Source organism: Fodinicola feengrottensis (assembly GCF_039530045.1).
Taxonomy (GTDB): Bacteria; Actinomycetota; Actinomycetes; order Mycobacteriales; family HKI-0501; genus Fodinicola; species Fodinicola feengrottensis.
This window is the reverse complement of the sequence record NZ_BAAANY010000009.1, coordinates 500,296-515,076: the sequence shown is the minus strand read 5'-3', so window position 1 is coordinate 515,076 and position 14,781 is coordinate 500,296. Positions and strand designations below refer to the sequence as shown.

The 14,781-nt window shown below is 66.8% G+C and carries 11 protein-coding genes and 1 riboswitch; of the genes, 8 read left to right on the top strand and 3 right to left on the bottom strand.

The window, feature by feature from the left end; genetic code table 11:
• The first annotated feature begins 6 nt into the window (after nt 1-6).
• From ABD301_RS14955 to ABD301_RS14930, 6 genes are all read left to right on the top strand, one after another.
• Nucleotides 7-456 (top strand): cupin domain-containing protein, encoded by a 450-nt coding sequence (locus ABD301_RS14955; protein WP_279579932.1) that lies wholly within the window; start codon nt 7-9, stop codon nt 454-456.
• Nucleotides 457-682: 226 nt separating this feature from the next.
• On the top strand, nt 683-1,147 hold the full coding sequence (locus tag ABD301_RS14950) for a MarR family winged helix-turn-helix transcriptional regulator (RefSeq protein WP_163567812.1): 465 nt from the start codon (nt 683-685) through the stop codon (nt 1,145-1,147).
• Nucleotides 1,148-1,239: 92 nt separating this feature from the next.
• Nucleotides 1,240-4,431: a GH116 family glycosyl hydrolase gene (locus ABD301_RS14945; RefSeq protein WP_344310773.1), complete on the top strand. Its 3,192-nt coding sequence runs from the start codon at nt 1,240-1,242 to the stop codon at nt 4,429-4,431.
• Between the two features lie 17 nt (nt 4,432-4,448).
• Nucleotides 4,449-5,444, top strand: a complete 996-nt coding sequence (locus ABD301_RS14940; protein WP_344310771.1) for a TetR/AcrR family transcriptional regulator — start codon at nt 4,449-4,451, stop codon at nt 5,442-5,444.
• 287 nt (nt 5,445-5,731) lie between these two features.
• The gene (locus tag ABD301_RS14935; RefSeq protein WP_344310769.1) at nt 5,732-7,342 is read left to right on the top strand and encodes an alpha-keto acid decarboxylase family protein; all 1,611 of its coding nucleotides are present in this window, start codon (nt 5,732-5,734) and stop codon (nt 7,340-7,342) included.
• A gap of 23 nt (nt 7,343-7,365) precedes the next feature.
• Nucleotides 7,366-8,154 carry an IclR family transcriptional regulator gene (locus ABD301_RS14930; protein ID WP_344310767.1) on the top strand — a complete coding sequence of 263 codons (789 nt, stop codon included), beginning with the start codon at nt 7,366-7,368 and terminating at the stop codon, nt 8,152-8,154.
• Between the two features lie 3 nt (nt 8,155-8,157).
• Here the strand turns inward: ABD301_RS14930 and thiC are convergent, their stop codons facing one another.
• The 3 genes from thiC to ABD301_RS14915 all read right to left on the bottom strand — a co-directional run bounded on the left by thiC (nt 8,158) and on the right by ABD301_RS14915 (nt 12,806).
• Nucleotides 8,158-9,798: a phosphomethylpyrimidine synthase ThiC gene (gene thiC / locus ABD301_RS14925; RefSeq protein WP_344310765.1), complete on the bottom strand. Its 1,641-nt coding sequence runs from the start codon at nt 9,796-9,798 to the stop codon at nt 8,158-8,160.
• Nucleotides 9,791-9,918, bottom strand: a riboswitch (TPP riboswitch). (Overlaps the previous gene by 8 nt.)
• A gap of 66 nt (nt 9,919-9,984) precedes the next feature.
• Nucleotides 9,985-12,066, bottom strand: coding sequence for a glycosyltransferase (locus ABD301_RS14920; RefSeq protein WP_344310763.1), 2,082 nt, complete (start codon nt 12,064-12,066; stop codon nt 9,985-9,987).
• A complete protein-coding gene (locus ABD301_RS14915; protein WP_344310761.1) occupies nt 12,063-12,806 on the bottom strand; it encodes a DUF998 domain-containing protein in 744 nt (247 codons plus the stop codon). Before ABD301_RS14915 ends, ABD301_RS14920 begins: the two co-directional genes overlap by 4 nt.
• Before the next feature lie 198 nt (nt 12,807-13,004).
• On the opposite strand from ABD301_RS14915, the gene ABD301_RS14910 reads away from it, so the two are divergent.
• Together ABD301_RS14910 and ABD301_RS14905 are read left to right on the top strand one after the other, a co-directional pair.
• Nucleotides 13,005-13,883, top strand: a complete 879-nt coding sequence (locus tag ABD301_RS14910) for a fructosamine kinase family protein (protein WP_279579903.1) — start codon at nt 13,005-13,007, stop codon at nt 13,881-13,883.
• 13 nt (nt 13,884-13,896) lie between these two features.
• Nucleotides 13,897-14,583, top strand: coding sequence for a uracil-DNA glycosylase (locus ABD301_RS14905; protein WP_344310758.1), 687 nt, complete (start codon nt 13,897-13,899; stop codon nt 14,581-14,583).
• Nucleotides 14,584-14,781: the final 198 nt, after the last annotated feature.

Genomic DNA, 14,781 nt, shown 5'->3' with positions numbered 1-14,781 from the left:
GTGTCGCTGGACTCGCGGTCGGCGACCGCTGAGGCGCTGGATCTGTTGCCTCACCCCGAAGGCGGTTGGTACGGCGAGACCTGGCGAACTACTGCGACGTACCAGCCGGACGGTTATCCGGGGCCGCGATCCAGCGCCACCGGGATCTACTACCTGCTGGCGCCGGGCGAGTTCTCGGCATGGCACCGGGTGCGGTCGGACGAGGTGTGGCTGTGGCATTTGGGCCTGCCGCTGCGATTGACGCTGGGCGGCACCGACGAGCGTCCGGCCGAACCGGAATCCCGCATTCTGGGTGGTGAGCTGGTCGCCGGCCAACGCCCACAACTGCTGGTGCCGGCCGGTCACTGGCAGTCCGCCGAGCCGATCGAGGACGGCACGGCCAACGAGGTGCTGGTCAGTTGCGTGGTCTCGCCAGGCTTCGACTTCGCCGATTTTTCCGTCCCCGACCTGGGATAACTCAACCGTCCGAGACGCTCACCGACCAGTCGCCGGCGGAGTCGGTGACCGCGGCACACAGGAGTGCCTTTCTCGACGGGTGCGCGGCGCGCTGGCGGCTGGCCGTTAGCCGGCTTTCTGGTCGGCTACTCGGTCGGCGGCACCGGCCGTTCGGACGGGTTGAAAGCACTGGTCAGGGGTCCGCTTTCGGACGTTCGGAGCGGTCCGGCGCGGTAAACTTGCCCGTATGAGCACCCAGGCGGCCATCTCGGATCGAGATCTCATCGCCGCGTGGGGTCAGGTCATCGACGGGTTCGCGCGTACGCACCAACTGCTGATGGCCGAGTTCACCGAGGAGTTCGGGTTCCCGGCCGGCTGGTTCGAGGTGCTGATGCGGCTGCTGGGGGCGAACGACGAGCGCGGCCTCCCGATGACCCGGCTGGCCCGCGAGGCTTCGCTCACCAGTGGCGGGTTCACCAAGCTGGCAGACCGCCTGGAGAACGCGGGGTTGCTCGTACGCAGGGACTGCCCGAGTGACCGCCGGATGACATATGCGCAGCTCACGCCCGCTGGGCGGGATGTCGCCGAGCGGGCGCAGGCCGCGCATGCGGACGGCCTTCGGCGCTACGTCGTCGAGGTTTTGGGCGAAGACGACACCCGCAAGCTCTCGCTGCTGCTGTCGACCCTCGGCGCCGCGCACACCAGCTGCTGACCAGAAGCGGTCGTACGCCCTTGACCCTGCCGTCAGTCCCGGTTACCTTCGCGAGAAATCGATTTCTCGTGTTCGTACGGCAGGAGCCAGCCATGACCTCCACCGACCATGAACCACAGGCCGCCCCAGCCGCCCTCAGCCGGCGGGTCTTTCTCACACTCGGTGCGATGGGCGTCGGCGCGATGTCGTTGCCCGAACGGGCCGCCGCGGCGCTGAACATCAGCCCGCAGAACCTGGTCGAGGTGCCGGCGGACAAGAACCTGTCGAGCGAGTTCGTGGCGGCTCTGACCGCCCGGGGTGTCCCGACCAGGGTGACCGATCCGGCCGCGATGGCCAAGGTCGGGATGCCGGTCAGCGGGGTCTGCACGGGCCAGGTCTACCTGGCCGGCGACGGCCAGCTGTGGCTCTGGGACGTGGACAGCCAGTCGTACTACCGGCCGGGTGGCGCGACCGGCGACGGGCCGCATTACGCACACCCGCTGACCGCCACGAACCCGTTCCGGAACGGATTCGCTGTCCAGGTTTCCGAGGCTGGGCAACAAAAAATTCGCCCGTTGGATGCCAGCGGTTTCACCGAGGTCGGGTTCGTCGGGCAATATCCGGTCGGTACGGTCGAATATCGCGATGCCGGCAGTTCCCTCGCGGTCACTCTGCAAGCCCGGTCACCGTTCGTACCCACCTCGGTCGCCGACTCCAGCATTCCAGCCACCTACGTGACTTACACACTGCGCAACACCGGTCACCATCCGATCAGCGCCACTCTCGCCGGCTGGTTGGACTCGCCGGTCTGCCTGGGCGCGCGGCTGCAGCAGGCGGTCAAGCTGCGCAGCGCTGCGTTCACCGCCGGATCGGCGCGCGGGGTGGAATTCTCCGGCGCGGACGGCGGCGACGGCGGCCCGATCCAGGACGACATCGTTTTCGAGGACTGGGAACGCGACACGTACGCGCCATGGACCGCCGAAGGCACCGCATTTGGTCCCGGCCCGGTCACCGAAGCGGAATGCCCGGACTATTTCAAGCGATTCGGCGCACTGAATATCACCGGCAGTCGATTCGTCACCTCGCACGACTTCCGTACGGCCAAGGGCGACATCGATCTCGCCGACCGCGCTACCGGCAAACTGACCAGCCCGGACTTCACCATTTCCCGGCGATATCTCACGGTGAACGTCGGCGGCGGCTCCTGGGCCGGTGACACCTGCGTGAACGTGGTCGTCGACGGGCAAGTCGTCGCGAGCTTCACCGGGAACAACGCCGAGCCGCTCACCGTCAAGGCCGCCGATGTGCACAAACACCAGGGAAAAACGGCCCACATCGAAATCGTCGACCAACGTACCGGCGGCTGGGCGCATATCAACTGCGACCGGATCACCTTCACCGACAAGCCGTTGCTCGCGTACGAAGACCTGCCCGATGGTGGCACTTTCGCTTTGGCCGCACTGGATCCGGCCGCGCACGTGGTGCCGTCCATCGCGGGCGCGACCTCATTGGATGCGATCTTCGCCGGCAAGCCCGGCCCGCCGGAGGTGCCGGCCGACGACCAGACCATCACCGGCGCGGTCAGCGTGCCGGTGACCCTACGGCCTGGCCAGTCGAAATCGGTCACCTTCGTGTTGTCGTGGTTCTTCCCACGGTTGAGCCAGAACTACGCCGGCGTGCAGTCGTACTCGAGTCTGCGCAAGCACTACAAAAACACCTTCTCATCAGCTCGCCAGGTGGCTGGCGTGCCGGTTTCCCAGCAGATAGAGCAAACCGACGACTGGGTGAAGACCTGGTACGCGGACTCGACGCTGCCGCACTGGTTCCTGGAGCGTACGTTCGCGCCGGCCTCCACCCTCGGCACACTCACCTGCCAGTATTTCGACAGCGGCCGGTTCTACGCGGACGAGGGAATTTACTGCTGCGTCGGGACCTGCGAGCACGTCTGGGCGTACGCACACAGTGTGGCGCGGTTGTTCCCGGAACTGGAGCGGTCGGCCCGCGAGCTGGGCGATCTCGGTCCAGGTTTCAACACCACCACCGGGCAGATGGGGTTCCGGCAGGAGCAGGATCTGAACTGGGCCGCCGACGGTCAGGCCGCCACCATCCTGCGGATCTATCGCGAACATCAGATGTCCGAGGACAGCGGCTTTCTGCGCCGACTCTGGCCGAAAACCAAGCTCGCGATCCAGTTCATGATCGGCCAGGACGGCACAGCTCCGGACGGCGTGCTGGAAGGCCGCCAGGGCAACACCGACGACCAGGACTGGTACGGCAAAATTCCATGGATCAGCGGCCTTTACGTGGCGATGCTGCAGGCCGCCGCGGCGATGGCCAGCGAGATGGCCGACCCGGTTTTCGCCGCCACCTGCCGGAACATCGCCGCGCAGGGGACCACCCATCTGGGCACCGACATGTGGAGTGACCAGTACGGCTATTTCTACTCGCCGGTGGATTCAGCTCACCCGAACAACCTCAACTCCAACCGAGGGTGCTACATCGACCAGCTGCACGGCCAAAACTATGCCTTGCAGCTCGGCCTTCCGCGGGTTTTCGACAAAGCGAAAACCGACATCGCGCTGAAGAACATCTTCAAGAACAACTTCCTGCCCGACCCAGCGGACTGGGTGAAAACCCATGGACTGTACGGAAACCCGCGCGTCTACACGATGCCCGGCGAGGCCGGCACGCTGATGGGCACCTGGCCGTACGGCGACACCGAGGTCTCCGGGCTGGTCGGCTACCTGGACGAGGTGTGGACCGGACAGGAATACCAGTTGGCGGCGCACCTGATCGCCGAGGGGCACGTCACCGAAGGTTTGACCGTCACCCGGGCGATTTATGACCGGTACGCGGCGGCCAAGCGCAACCCGTACAACGAAGTCGAGTGCTCCGATCATTATGCCCGGGCCATGAACAGCCACGCCGTCTATCTCGCCGCCTGCGGCTACAGCTATCACGGGCCGGCCGGAAAGCTTGGTTTCGCACCGAAAATCGGTCCGGAAAACTTCGCCGGCGCATTTACCACGGCAGCCGGCTGGGGCCTTTATCGGCAGACTCGCCGGCCGCACGAGCAAACCAGCACCATCGAGCTAAGGTACGGAAAACTCACCCTCCGGTCCTTCGCCACCGAGCTGGCGTCGACCTGCGGATCAGTAGCGATCAGCGTGCTGCGACACGGTCGGCGGCTGCGCACGGTGGACGGTCGGCTGAGCACCACCGACGGACAGACCACGCTCACTTTCTCCGAAGCCGTCCAGCTGGTCGCCGGTGACCAGCTGATCGTCATCTACCTGACCCGATAGCCGCAAAGTCGGCCGCGATGACTTATCGCGGGATCGCGGCCGAACCACTGCACTGGGCCGTTCCCCTGGTGCCAGTGACAGGCTGTCGCACCGATCGCGTACGGTCGTGCCCAAGCTGGCGCGATGCCACCAGGATCGCGGCCGGCCATGGCGCGATGCCGGCCCGCTCGACCAGCCGGGCACACGGTGTCGTCGCTGTACGAAGAGCGTCCACCGTGCAAGCATCACTACCGCCCAACCGCGAATCTGCGAAGGTGGGCGGGACGATCGTCAAGGCGGAACAGCGAACCATGAGCGAGGTCACCGGCCGGCGGCAGCAGCACCGCCAGGAGATGTTGGCCGACATCGTCACCACCACCCGTGCCCTCGTGGTGGCCGACGGACCGGGCGCGGTGACGATTGCCGCCGTGGCCAGTCAGATCGGCGTCACACCACCCGCGCTTTACCGCTACGCGGACGGCCGCGACGGCCTGCTCGGGCTGGTTCGCGAGGCGGTCGCGGCCGAACTCACGGCCGAGTTGCTGAAGGCCCAGTCAGCGTCCGGCGCACAGCCGGCGGCCCAGGTGGTCGCCGTCTGCCGTCAGCTGCGGACCTGGGCGCTGCGCCACCGACCGGAGTTCGCCCTGATGTTCGCCAGCATGAGCCCGCTGCCGACCGACCAGTATCCGGCCGCCACCCGGCTGGCCCGGGTGTTCGAGGAAGCCGTCATGCGGCTGTGGGCGACCCAGCCCTTCCCGGTCCCGGCCGACGACACCCTGCCACCGCAGCTGCGTACCGGCCTGGTCGGCTACCGCGAGCGGCTGGTCACCCGGGCCGTCGAAGCTGGCATCCCGATCTCGGTGGCCGACCTGTCCGTCGCCGCCACCGCCGCGCTGCTCGACTACTGGATGCGCGTCTACGGGCTGATCATGATGGAGGTCAACGGCCACCTCCAGCACGCCATCGACGACGGCCAACCACTGCTGGACGCCCTCCTCAGCCAACTCGTCGGCACCTCGTACGCCTCCCAGTAGCTCCAGCCTTTCCCCGCGTTTTGACCGCATCGACGAGGGGGCGGGGAATTATCCGCCACGGGTACGACAACCTGCGGAGGCCGCGCTGTTTTGTCGTACGCGCGTGCTCTCATTACCCCCGCCCTTTCTGGGGTGGGGGGTGGGTTAGAGGGAAATTTTGCACTGATTTTTCGGTTTTCGTCTGTTTTGTCGGGCCGTAACGATCCCAAGATGTGATGCATCTGTTTCTTTCAACGCAACCGGTATTGCGGCTAACGTAATACGTACGACGGTTGTGGAGGTGGCGGATGAAGATCGGCGATTACCTGTTGGCCGAGCTCGCCGGGCGCGGGGTCCGGCATTTGTTCGGGGTGCCCGGGGACTACAGCCTGGCGTTCCTCGACCAGGTTCTGGCGCATCCGGAGGTCACGTGGGTCGGCAACTGCAATGAGCTGAACGCCGGCTACGCCGCGGATGGGTACGCGCGGATCAGCGGGCTCGGGGCGCTCTCTCTCACGTACGGCGTGGGAGAGCTGTCCGCGATCAACGCGGTGGCCGGCGCGTACGCCGAACGGGTGCCGCTGGTCGTGCTCGGCAGCCTGCCCGCGCGGCGCACCCTGGACGCCGGCCGGGTCGTGCACCACGGCCTTGGCGACGCCGACTGGCGCCGGGTGATTCGCGCGTACGGCGAGGTCACGGCCGCGCAGACGGTCCTCACGCCGGACAACGCGGTGGTTGAGCTGACGCGCGCGCTGGACATCGCGATGACCGAGCGTCGGCCGGTCTATATCGGCATCCCGTCGGATGTGCCGATGCTCGACCTGCCGTCCGCCGCGCCCGCGCTGGCCGAGATTCGCGGCCTCACCTCCTCGCCCGGCGAGCTGGCCGCTTTCGCCACCGCCGCTGGCAAACTGGCGGCCAAAGCGCGCCGGCCGGTGATCCTGCTCGGTCACGAGCTGGCCCGGTTGGGGCTCACGGACGAGGTCCAACGGCTTGGGCTGCCGGTCGCGGTGACCGCCATCGGCAAGGGGCAACTCGACGAGCAGGCGGTCGACTGGATCGGCACCTACCTCGGGCCCGCGAGCGGTCCCGGCATCCGGGAGGCGGTCGAGGAATCGGACTGTCTGCTGGCCCTCGGAGTGGTTTTCTCGGACACCGAGACGGCCGGGTTCTCGGCCGTCCTGCCGGAGTCGGCGATGATCGTCGTACGGCCGGAAAACGCCACTGTGGCGGGCAAGCCTTTTGGTCCGGTGGCCGCCGCCGACGCTTTGCGTGCGCTGGCCCAGCTTTTCGGCACTCGTACGCACTCAACGACCGTCACCACCCGCGAACGCGCGGCGGACACTGACAAACTCACCCAGGATCCACTGTGGACAGAGGTAGCCGCGGCGATTCAGCCCGGAGACGTCGTCGTGGTCGATCAGGGCACGCCGTCGTTCGGGATGCTGGACCACCGGCTGCCCAGCGGGGTCAGCTACTTGGCCGGCACGTTGTGGGGATCGATCGGCTATTCGCTGCCCGCCGCGCTCGGCGCCGCGGTGGCCGCGCCGGACCGGCGGGTGCTGCTGCTGATCGGCGACGGTTCGCTGCAGCTGACCGCGCAGGAGCTCAGCACCATGGCCCGACAGCACGCGAACATCACTGTCGTGCTGGTCAACAACGCCGGCTACACCATCGAACGCGCCATCAACGGGCCGGCCGCGGTCTATAACGACATCGCGCACTGGGACCACACCGCACTCGTACGCGCCTTGTGCGGCCCAAACGTGCAGGTCAGGCCCGCGCGTACAGTCGGAGAGCTCCGTACCGCACTAGCCGCGGGCAACGGCTTGCGAGTCATCGAGGCCTACACCGACCCCCTCGACGTGCCCTCCCTGCTCGGCCGCTTCGTGGCCGCCGTAGGAGCCGCTCAGCACTGAACCCTCCCCATACAATCCCCACAATGAGCACCGAGCCGGCGAAGCAGCGGACCCGCAGCCCGATTTCCAAGGCGCTGGCGGTGTGCCTCGTGGTGGCCGACAGCACCGAGCCGCTCCGACTCGCTGACCTGGCCCAACGCACCGGGATGCTGCCGCCGACCGCGCTGCGGACGGTCGCGGAGCTGGTTGAGGCGGGGTGGGTGGCCCGGGACGGCTCGGATCGCTACCTGCTCGGGCCGGCGCTGCTCAAGCTGGCCCGGTCGCCGCTGCACGCCACTTCGCTGGCGGCGATGTCCCGGGTCGCGCTGCGCTGGCTGGCCGATCGGCTCGGGCTGATGGCCAACCTGCAGGTGCTGGAGAACTTCGACACCCGGATCGTTGCGGAGATCCGGTCCGTACGATATGCCCGGCTGGTCGATCGGGAAGGCGAGCGATGGCCGGCACATTCCACGGTCGCCGGGATTGTTCTGCTTTCCCAGCTGGTCGAGCCCGAACGCCGTCGCTATCTGACCGAGCTGAAATCCGCCGAGTCGCCGGAAGCCGCGGCGGCGCTCGCTGAGCTGTTGAGCAGCGTACGAGCACAGGTCACGCATTTCGACGACACCGTCGACCCGCTGCTCGCCGCGATGGCCTGCCCGATCGTCACCCCCGACGAGGCTTGTCACGGCGCGATCAGCATTGTCGGCGTACGCGCCGAAATGGCCGACCCGGACCTGCGCGACCGCTGCGAGGTCCGGCTCCGCACCGCCTGCGACGCACTCGCCCAGGCGATCAACAACCCGGACGTATCACTCCAGGGGCTGCTCTCCTGACCGCTACGGCTGGATGGTCGGAAGGTAGACGCGGTTGCCCCGGGCGGCGAATTCGACGGATTTCTCGGTCATTCCAGCGGCGATCGCGGCTTCGTCCGTCAGACCGTGTTCGTCGGCATAACGGCGTACGTCCTGGGTGATTTTCATGGCGCAGAATTTTGGCCCGCACATGGAACAGAAATGCGCCGTCTTGGCCGGCTCGGCGGGCAGCGTCTGGTCGTGGAAGGACCGCGCGGTATCCGGGTCCAGCGCCAGGTTGAACTGGTCGATCCAGCGGAATTCGAAGCGGGCCTTGGAAAGCGCGTCGTCCCGCTGCTGCGCGTGCGGGTGTTGCTTGGCGAGGTCAGCTGCATGGGCGGCGATCTTGTACGTGATCACGCCGGTCTTCACGTCATCGCGGTCCGGCAGTCCAAGGTGTTCTTTCGGCGTCACGTAACACAACATCGCGGTGCCGGCCTGGGCGATCATAGCCGCACCAATCGCGGAGGTGATGTGGTCGTACGCCGGCGCGATGTCGGTCGCCAACGGTCCAAGGGTGTAGAACGGCGCCTCGCCGCAGAGTTCCTCCTCCAATCGTACGTTTTCCACGATCTTGTGCATGGGCACGTGTCCAGGGCCTTCGATCATCACCTGCACGTCTTTTGCCCGGGCGATCGCGGTGAGCTCGCCCAAGGTCCGCAACTCGGCGAACTGGGCCGCGTCATTGGCATCCGCGATCGAACCCGGGCGCAGGCCGTCGCCGAGCGAGAAAGTCACGTCGTACGACCGGAAAATGTCACAGAGCTCGTCGAAATGCCTGTAGAGGAAGCTTTCCCGGTGATGGGCGAGGCACCAGGCGGCCATGATCGAACCGCCGCGGGACACGATCCCGGTGACCCGTTTTGCCGTCAGCGGAACATATCTGAGCAGCACGCCAGCGTGCACGGTCATGTAGTCGACGCCCTGCTCGCACTGCTCCAGAACGGTGTCGCGGTAGATCTCCCAGGACAGCTCGGTCGGATCGCCGTCGACTTTTTCCAGCGCCTGGTAGATCGGCACGGTTCCGATCGGCACCGGCGAGTTGCGCAGCAACCATTCCCGGGTTTCGTGAATGCGCTTTCCGGTCGAGAGGTCCATCACCGTGTCGGCACCCCAGCGGATCGCCCACACCAGCTTGTCGACCTCCTCGGCGATCGAGGAAGTCACCGCCGAGTTGCCGATGTTCGCGTTGATTTTGACCAGGAACTTCTTGCCGATGATCGCCGGCTCGGACTCCGGATGCCGGCGGTTGACCGGAATGACCGCCCGCCCGGCCGCGACTTCTTCACGTACCAGCTCGGGTTCGACGCCTTCGCGCAGCGCGCAGAAACGCATTTCCTCGGTGAGAACACCGGCTCTGGCGTAAGCCAACTGAGTGAGCGCACCACCCACCGGCCGGCGGTTCGCGATCCAGTCGGCCCGCTTTTCCCGCAGTCCACTGTGGACATCGATGGTCGCCGAATCATCTGTGTACGGCCCGGAAGTGTCGTAGACATCCAGATGATCGCCGTCGGTGAGCTCGATTCTGCGGACCGGAACCTGGAGATCTCCCAAGTAGACCTTATGCGAGCCGATGATCGGCCCGGTGGTCACGGCAGGGCTGACCCGTGCGTCGAGAGAGGTCATCGCCACATCCTTCCTACGCCGGCATTACCCGGTCAGGTTCGGGCGGTCGGCGGCACCGGGGTCTGTCGACTCCAGCCGCCCTCTCAGCCCGCTTCGGCGCGAGCTCCCGCGATGCTCTTCAGTTTTGTTGTCGGGGCCGAGGTTAACCGGGCGACCCGGCAATAATCAAGGGCCGCCCGGAAACCGTTATGCCGCTCGTACGAGCCGACGGGTTTCCCGCTCGACGCGGGACCGCGTTGGCTGAACCGACTCGTAGACCTGCTCGTACCGAGCCACTGTCTCGTCGATGCCATGTTGCGCGACCAACCGGCGGCCGGCGGCTCCCATCCGGGTCGCGGTGGCCGGATCGTCAATCAACTCGCGCACCCTCGCGGCCAGTTCGTCGACGTCTCCCGGCTCGAAAAGCCAACCTGTTTTCCCGGGACGTACCAGATGCGGCAACGCCATCGCGTTCGCCGCCACGACTGGTTTACCGGCGGCCATTGCTTCCATCGTGACCAGACTCTGCAACTCGGCGGTGCTGGGCATGCAGAAAACATCGCATCGAGCGTACGCGGCGGTCAGCTCGTCATCGCTGACAAAGCCGTGGAAAGTCACTCGGCTGGCGAGGCCGAGCCGGTCACTTAGCGCTTCCCATTCTGAGCGGCAGCCGCCGTCTCCCACTACCTCCAGTCGTACGTCCGGACGCTCCATCCGGGCCAATGCCCGCAAGAGATCGGGCACCCGCTTCTCTTCGTCCAGCCGGCCAACGAAAAGGATGGTTGGCTCGACGGAGGTGCCGCCGGACGGCTTGAAATGGTCGAGATCGATCCCGCACGAAATCGGGACGACCGGCTGACCCAGGTGGTGGTCGGTCAGCAGCTGAGCCGCCCGCGGAGTCGGCGTGGTCACCGCGTTTGCCTTGCGTAGGAAGCGATTCAGGTCGCTCCAAGCCAGCTTGCTGAGCGATGACCTGGTCCATTTCGGCATCCGGGTGTAGCCGAAAGCGTTGTCCGGCACGAAATGGTTGGTCGCCACCAGCGGCACCTGCCGACGCCGGGCCACTTTCGCCAACACCCGCCCCATCACGAAATGCGCCTGAACGTGAATGACATCCGGCCGCAGCTCGTCGATCAGCGCATCCACTGGGCCGGCGATTTGCCACGGCAGGCAAGTGCTCAGAGTCGGGTGGATAGGCGTGAGATAAGCCGGAAAACGGTGTACGGTGACGCCCGGTAAGGCCGGCAGCGGCACGTCCGGCTGAATTGTCTGCGGGCAGATTACGTGCACGTCGTGACCACGAGCGGCCAGCCCCATCGCCAGCCGGGCACCGAAATTCGCCGCGCCATTGATGTCCGGCGGGAAGGTGTCGGCGCCGATGAGAATGCGGCGCGGCGGGACGGCGGTCACAAGTGTCTCCTGTTCGTAGTGAGCGGACACCGGTTCGATGGCGACCCGGTTCCGGGCGAGCAGAACAATGCCGGCCACCGCGGTCGCCGCGGCCAGGATTTCCAGCGCCAGCACACCGGAAGTCGGTGCTGGCGTCTCGCCCAGCAGAGCCGCGCCAAGGCCGATCGACACCAGTGGGTCGAAAACCGTGACGGCCGCGATCACCACATCGGACGCACCACTGGAATATGCCTGCTGGACCAGATACGCACCGACCGTGACGGCCACCCCGATCCCGACAGCGGTCCCCAGCAACACCGGAATCCGTTGCGCGGCGAAGAATTCCTGAGCGCCGGCCCGTACAAGTGTCGAGACCAGGCCAAAAGCCATGCCGCCGCCGACCGCGCTGGACAGGCACCGGATCCGGCCGTTGGTCCGCCAGGCGATCGTGGCGGCCACCGCGACCAGCAAACCGATCAGGCCGATGGCGATGCTCTCCGCGTACCGTACGGTCGTACCGCCGACCGGCTGTTGCGCCGACACCACAACGAAAATCCCGATGCCACCGGCAACCGCGAGAGCGCCGGCGATCGCTGACCGGCTGGGCCGCCGACCGGTCGCCCTGGCGTTGAGGACGGTGGTCAGCGCGGGCGCCAGCGCGCCGATCGGCTGGACCACCGCGAGCGGGGCCAGCGCCAACGCGACCAGGTGCAGGCCGGTGCCGGCGCCGAGCATCGCGCTGCCGGACAGCCATTGCCGGTTGCGCAGCATCGCCGCGATGGTGCCCAGGCCCACCCGTTCGGACGGGCCGCTCGCTCGTACGCCTCGATGCTGCAGTCTCGCCGCCAGCGCGAGGAAAACCGCGGCCACCGCGGCGAACGAGATCGCCAATGCGATCATTTAAGGCCACCGTCCACTGTGGACACAGCGGCTCGGCCGGTGGCCAGGATGCCGATCGCGATGGTGGCCAGCAGACCGAAGTCGACCACCAACAAAACCCGCTCGACCAGACCGCTGATCATCAGGTTGCCGAACTTCTGCGGATACAGGTCCGGCAGATGAGTGAGGAGAAGGGCCAGCACACTCATCGAGCCAGCCGCGCACATAACTCGTAAGCGCTGCGCGAGGGGCCGGAGCTTTTCCTTGCTGGCCAACGCAGAAGCCACTCCCAGCCCGGCCAGCGGCAGGCTGATGAAGGCAATAAGGGAGAGATAGCGGTGAACCGCGCCGGTCACCGTCAGATCGGCCAGCAGCCGGTCCGTGGGGAAAGTGGGAAGCAGGACCAAGCCCGCACACCACAGTCCCATCAGCGCGTACGTCAGCTTGGACACCCGCAAACGGGAATATCGCAGCCCGACCATCAGCCCGACCGACCCGAATGCGGTCATGACCGCGCTGAAGTTGAACAACCCGCCGGCGCCATGTAGGTAGACGTAATCGCTGACGGTGTCTCGGATCGGGCTGAGCGCCGCCGGCGCCACCATGTGCAGGTAGCCCACCGACAGGACCGCCAGCAGGAGTGCGGCCACGCCAGCAAGCACCGGGAACGCCGGGCTGACTGGCGCTCGTACGGCGGACTCACTCTGCTGCGCAGCCTTGCTGAGCGCGTACGAGTCGTTGAAGTCGCTGGTGACGGCCATACCGAGAATCCTGGCCGGTCGGACCCCACGCTGTCGTGATCCGTTAGTCGCGACCTGACCCTATACATTGAGCGTAAGGGCCTATGTCTTAAGTACTACGGCCAAATCCCTAGGGGAGCCTCAGGGTGGGGTTTTGGGCCCGGCCCTAATGTACGACCTTGAGCGCGGCGATGCCGCTGCCGCTGCGATAGTAATGCGATGGAGGGCGGCATAGATCTCGCGTATGTACGGGCACACGGCGGCACCTTGAGCCGGCTGATCGAGCACCAGCGGATCCGGATGACTCCGGTGCCTGGCGGTGATATCTGCGTGGCCCAACGACTGACTCTCGATGACGGAGCGGATCTTTTCGCCAAGACGCTGGAAAACGCGCCACCAGGCCTGTTCGCGGCCGAGGCCGCCGGACTGCGCTGGCTGGCTGAGCCGCGGGCCGTACCGGTGCCGGAGGTGATCGCGGTGGCGGACGATTTGCTGGTACTTGAATGGATTCCGCCCGGCCGTCCCACGGCCGAGTCCGCGGCCACGTTCGGGCGGCAGCTGGCCCAGTTGCATGCGGCCGGCGCGGACTCTTTCGGCGCACCGTGGCCCGGTTATGTCGGGTCGCTGCCGGTGAGCAACGAACCAGCCGACGACTGGCCGACGTTCTATGCGCAGCGGCGGATCCAACCGGCGCTGCGGCTCGCCGTCGACCGGCACCGGATCGGCCCGGCGGACGTGGCGTCAGTGGAGAAACTGCTCGACCGACTGGCCGAGGTGGCCGGACCGGCCGAGCCACCCGCCCGTATCCACGGCGACCTGTGGGCCGGCAACGTCCACTGTGGACAGGACGGCACCATCTGGCTGATCGACCCGGCAGCGTACGGCGGCCACCGCGAAACCGATCTCGCCATGCTGACGCTTTTCAGCCCGCCGCACCTGGACCGCGTCCTTTCCGCGTACGCGGAACAGCGCCCGCTGGCCGACGGCTGGCGGGATCGGCTGGCGCTGCACCAGATTCACCCGCTGGTCGTGCACGCGGCGCTTTTCGGGGGTGGGTACGGTGCTCGGGCAGGGGAGCACGCCCGCCTGTATCTGTAGACGGAGGCTTGGAATGGACGAGGCAGCGCGCAAGAACCTGGGCGACATTCTGGACCCGGGCTGGGCCAAGGCGCTGGACCCGGTGGCCGACCGGATCACCGCGATGGGCGACTTCCTGCGCGCCGAGATCGCCGCTGGTCGGCAATATCTGCCCGCCGGCAAGCACGTTCTTCGCGCGTTCACGCAGCCCTTCGACGACGTACGCGTGCTGATCGTCGGCCAGGACCCGTACCCGACCCCCGGCCACGCCATCGGCCTGAGTTTCTCGGTGGCCCCGGACGTACGCCCGATCCCGCGCAGCCTGCAGAACATCTACCGCGAATACGGCGAGGACCTGGAGCTGCCGCGGCCGTCCAACGGCGACCTGTCTCCCTGGGCCGACCACGGCGTCCTGCTGCTCAACCGGTCGCTCACGGTCGCACCCGGCGACTCCGGCTCGCACCGCGGCAAAGGCTGGGAAGAAGTCACCGAGCAGGCCATCCGGGCGCTCGCCGGCCGCGGCCGGCCGATGGTCGCGATCCTGTGGGGCCGCGACGCCCGCAACCTGCGCCCACTGATGCCCGGTGTGCCCTGCGTCGAGTCCGCCCACCCGTCCCCGATGTCCGCCGACCGCGGCTTCTTCGGCTCCCGCCCGTTCTCCCGCGCGAACGCCATGCTGGCCGAACAGGGCAGCGAGCCAGTGGACTGGCGGCTGCCCTAATGGGCTCGACTTTTCTCGCTCACCCCCGCCCACATGACCGGTACGGCGCGAAACTGTCGTACCCCTCCGGCAGATTTGCCCCCACCCAGTGACGGGTGGGGGGCGGGTTCGAGGACCAATATTCAACTAAAAATTACAGTTTTCCTCTCGACCCACCCCCCGCCCGTTCAAAGGGAGGGGGAAAGAAAAACAGACACC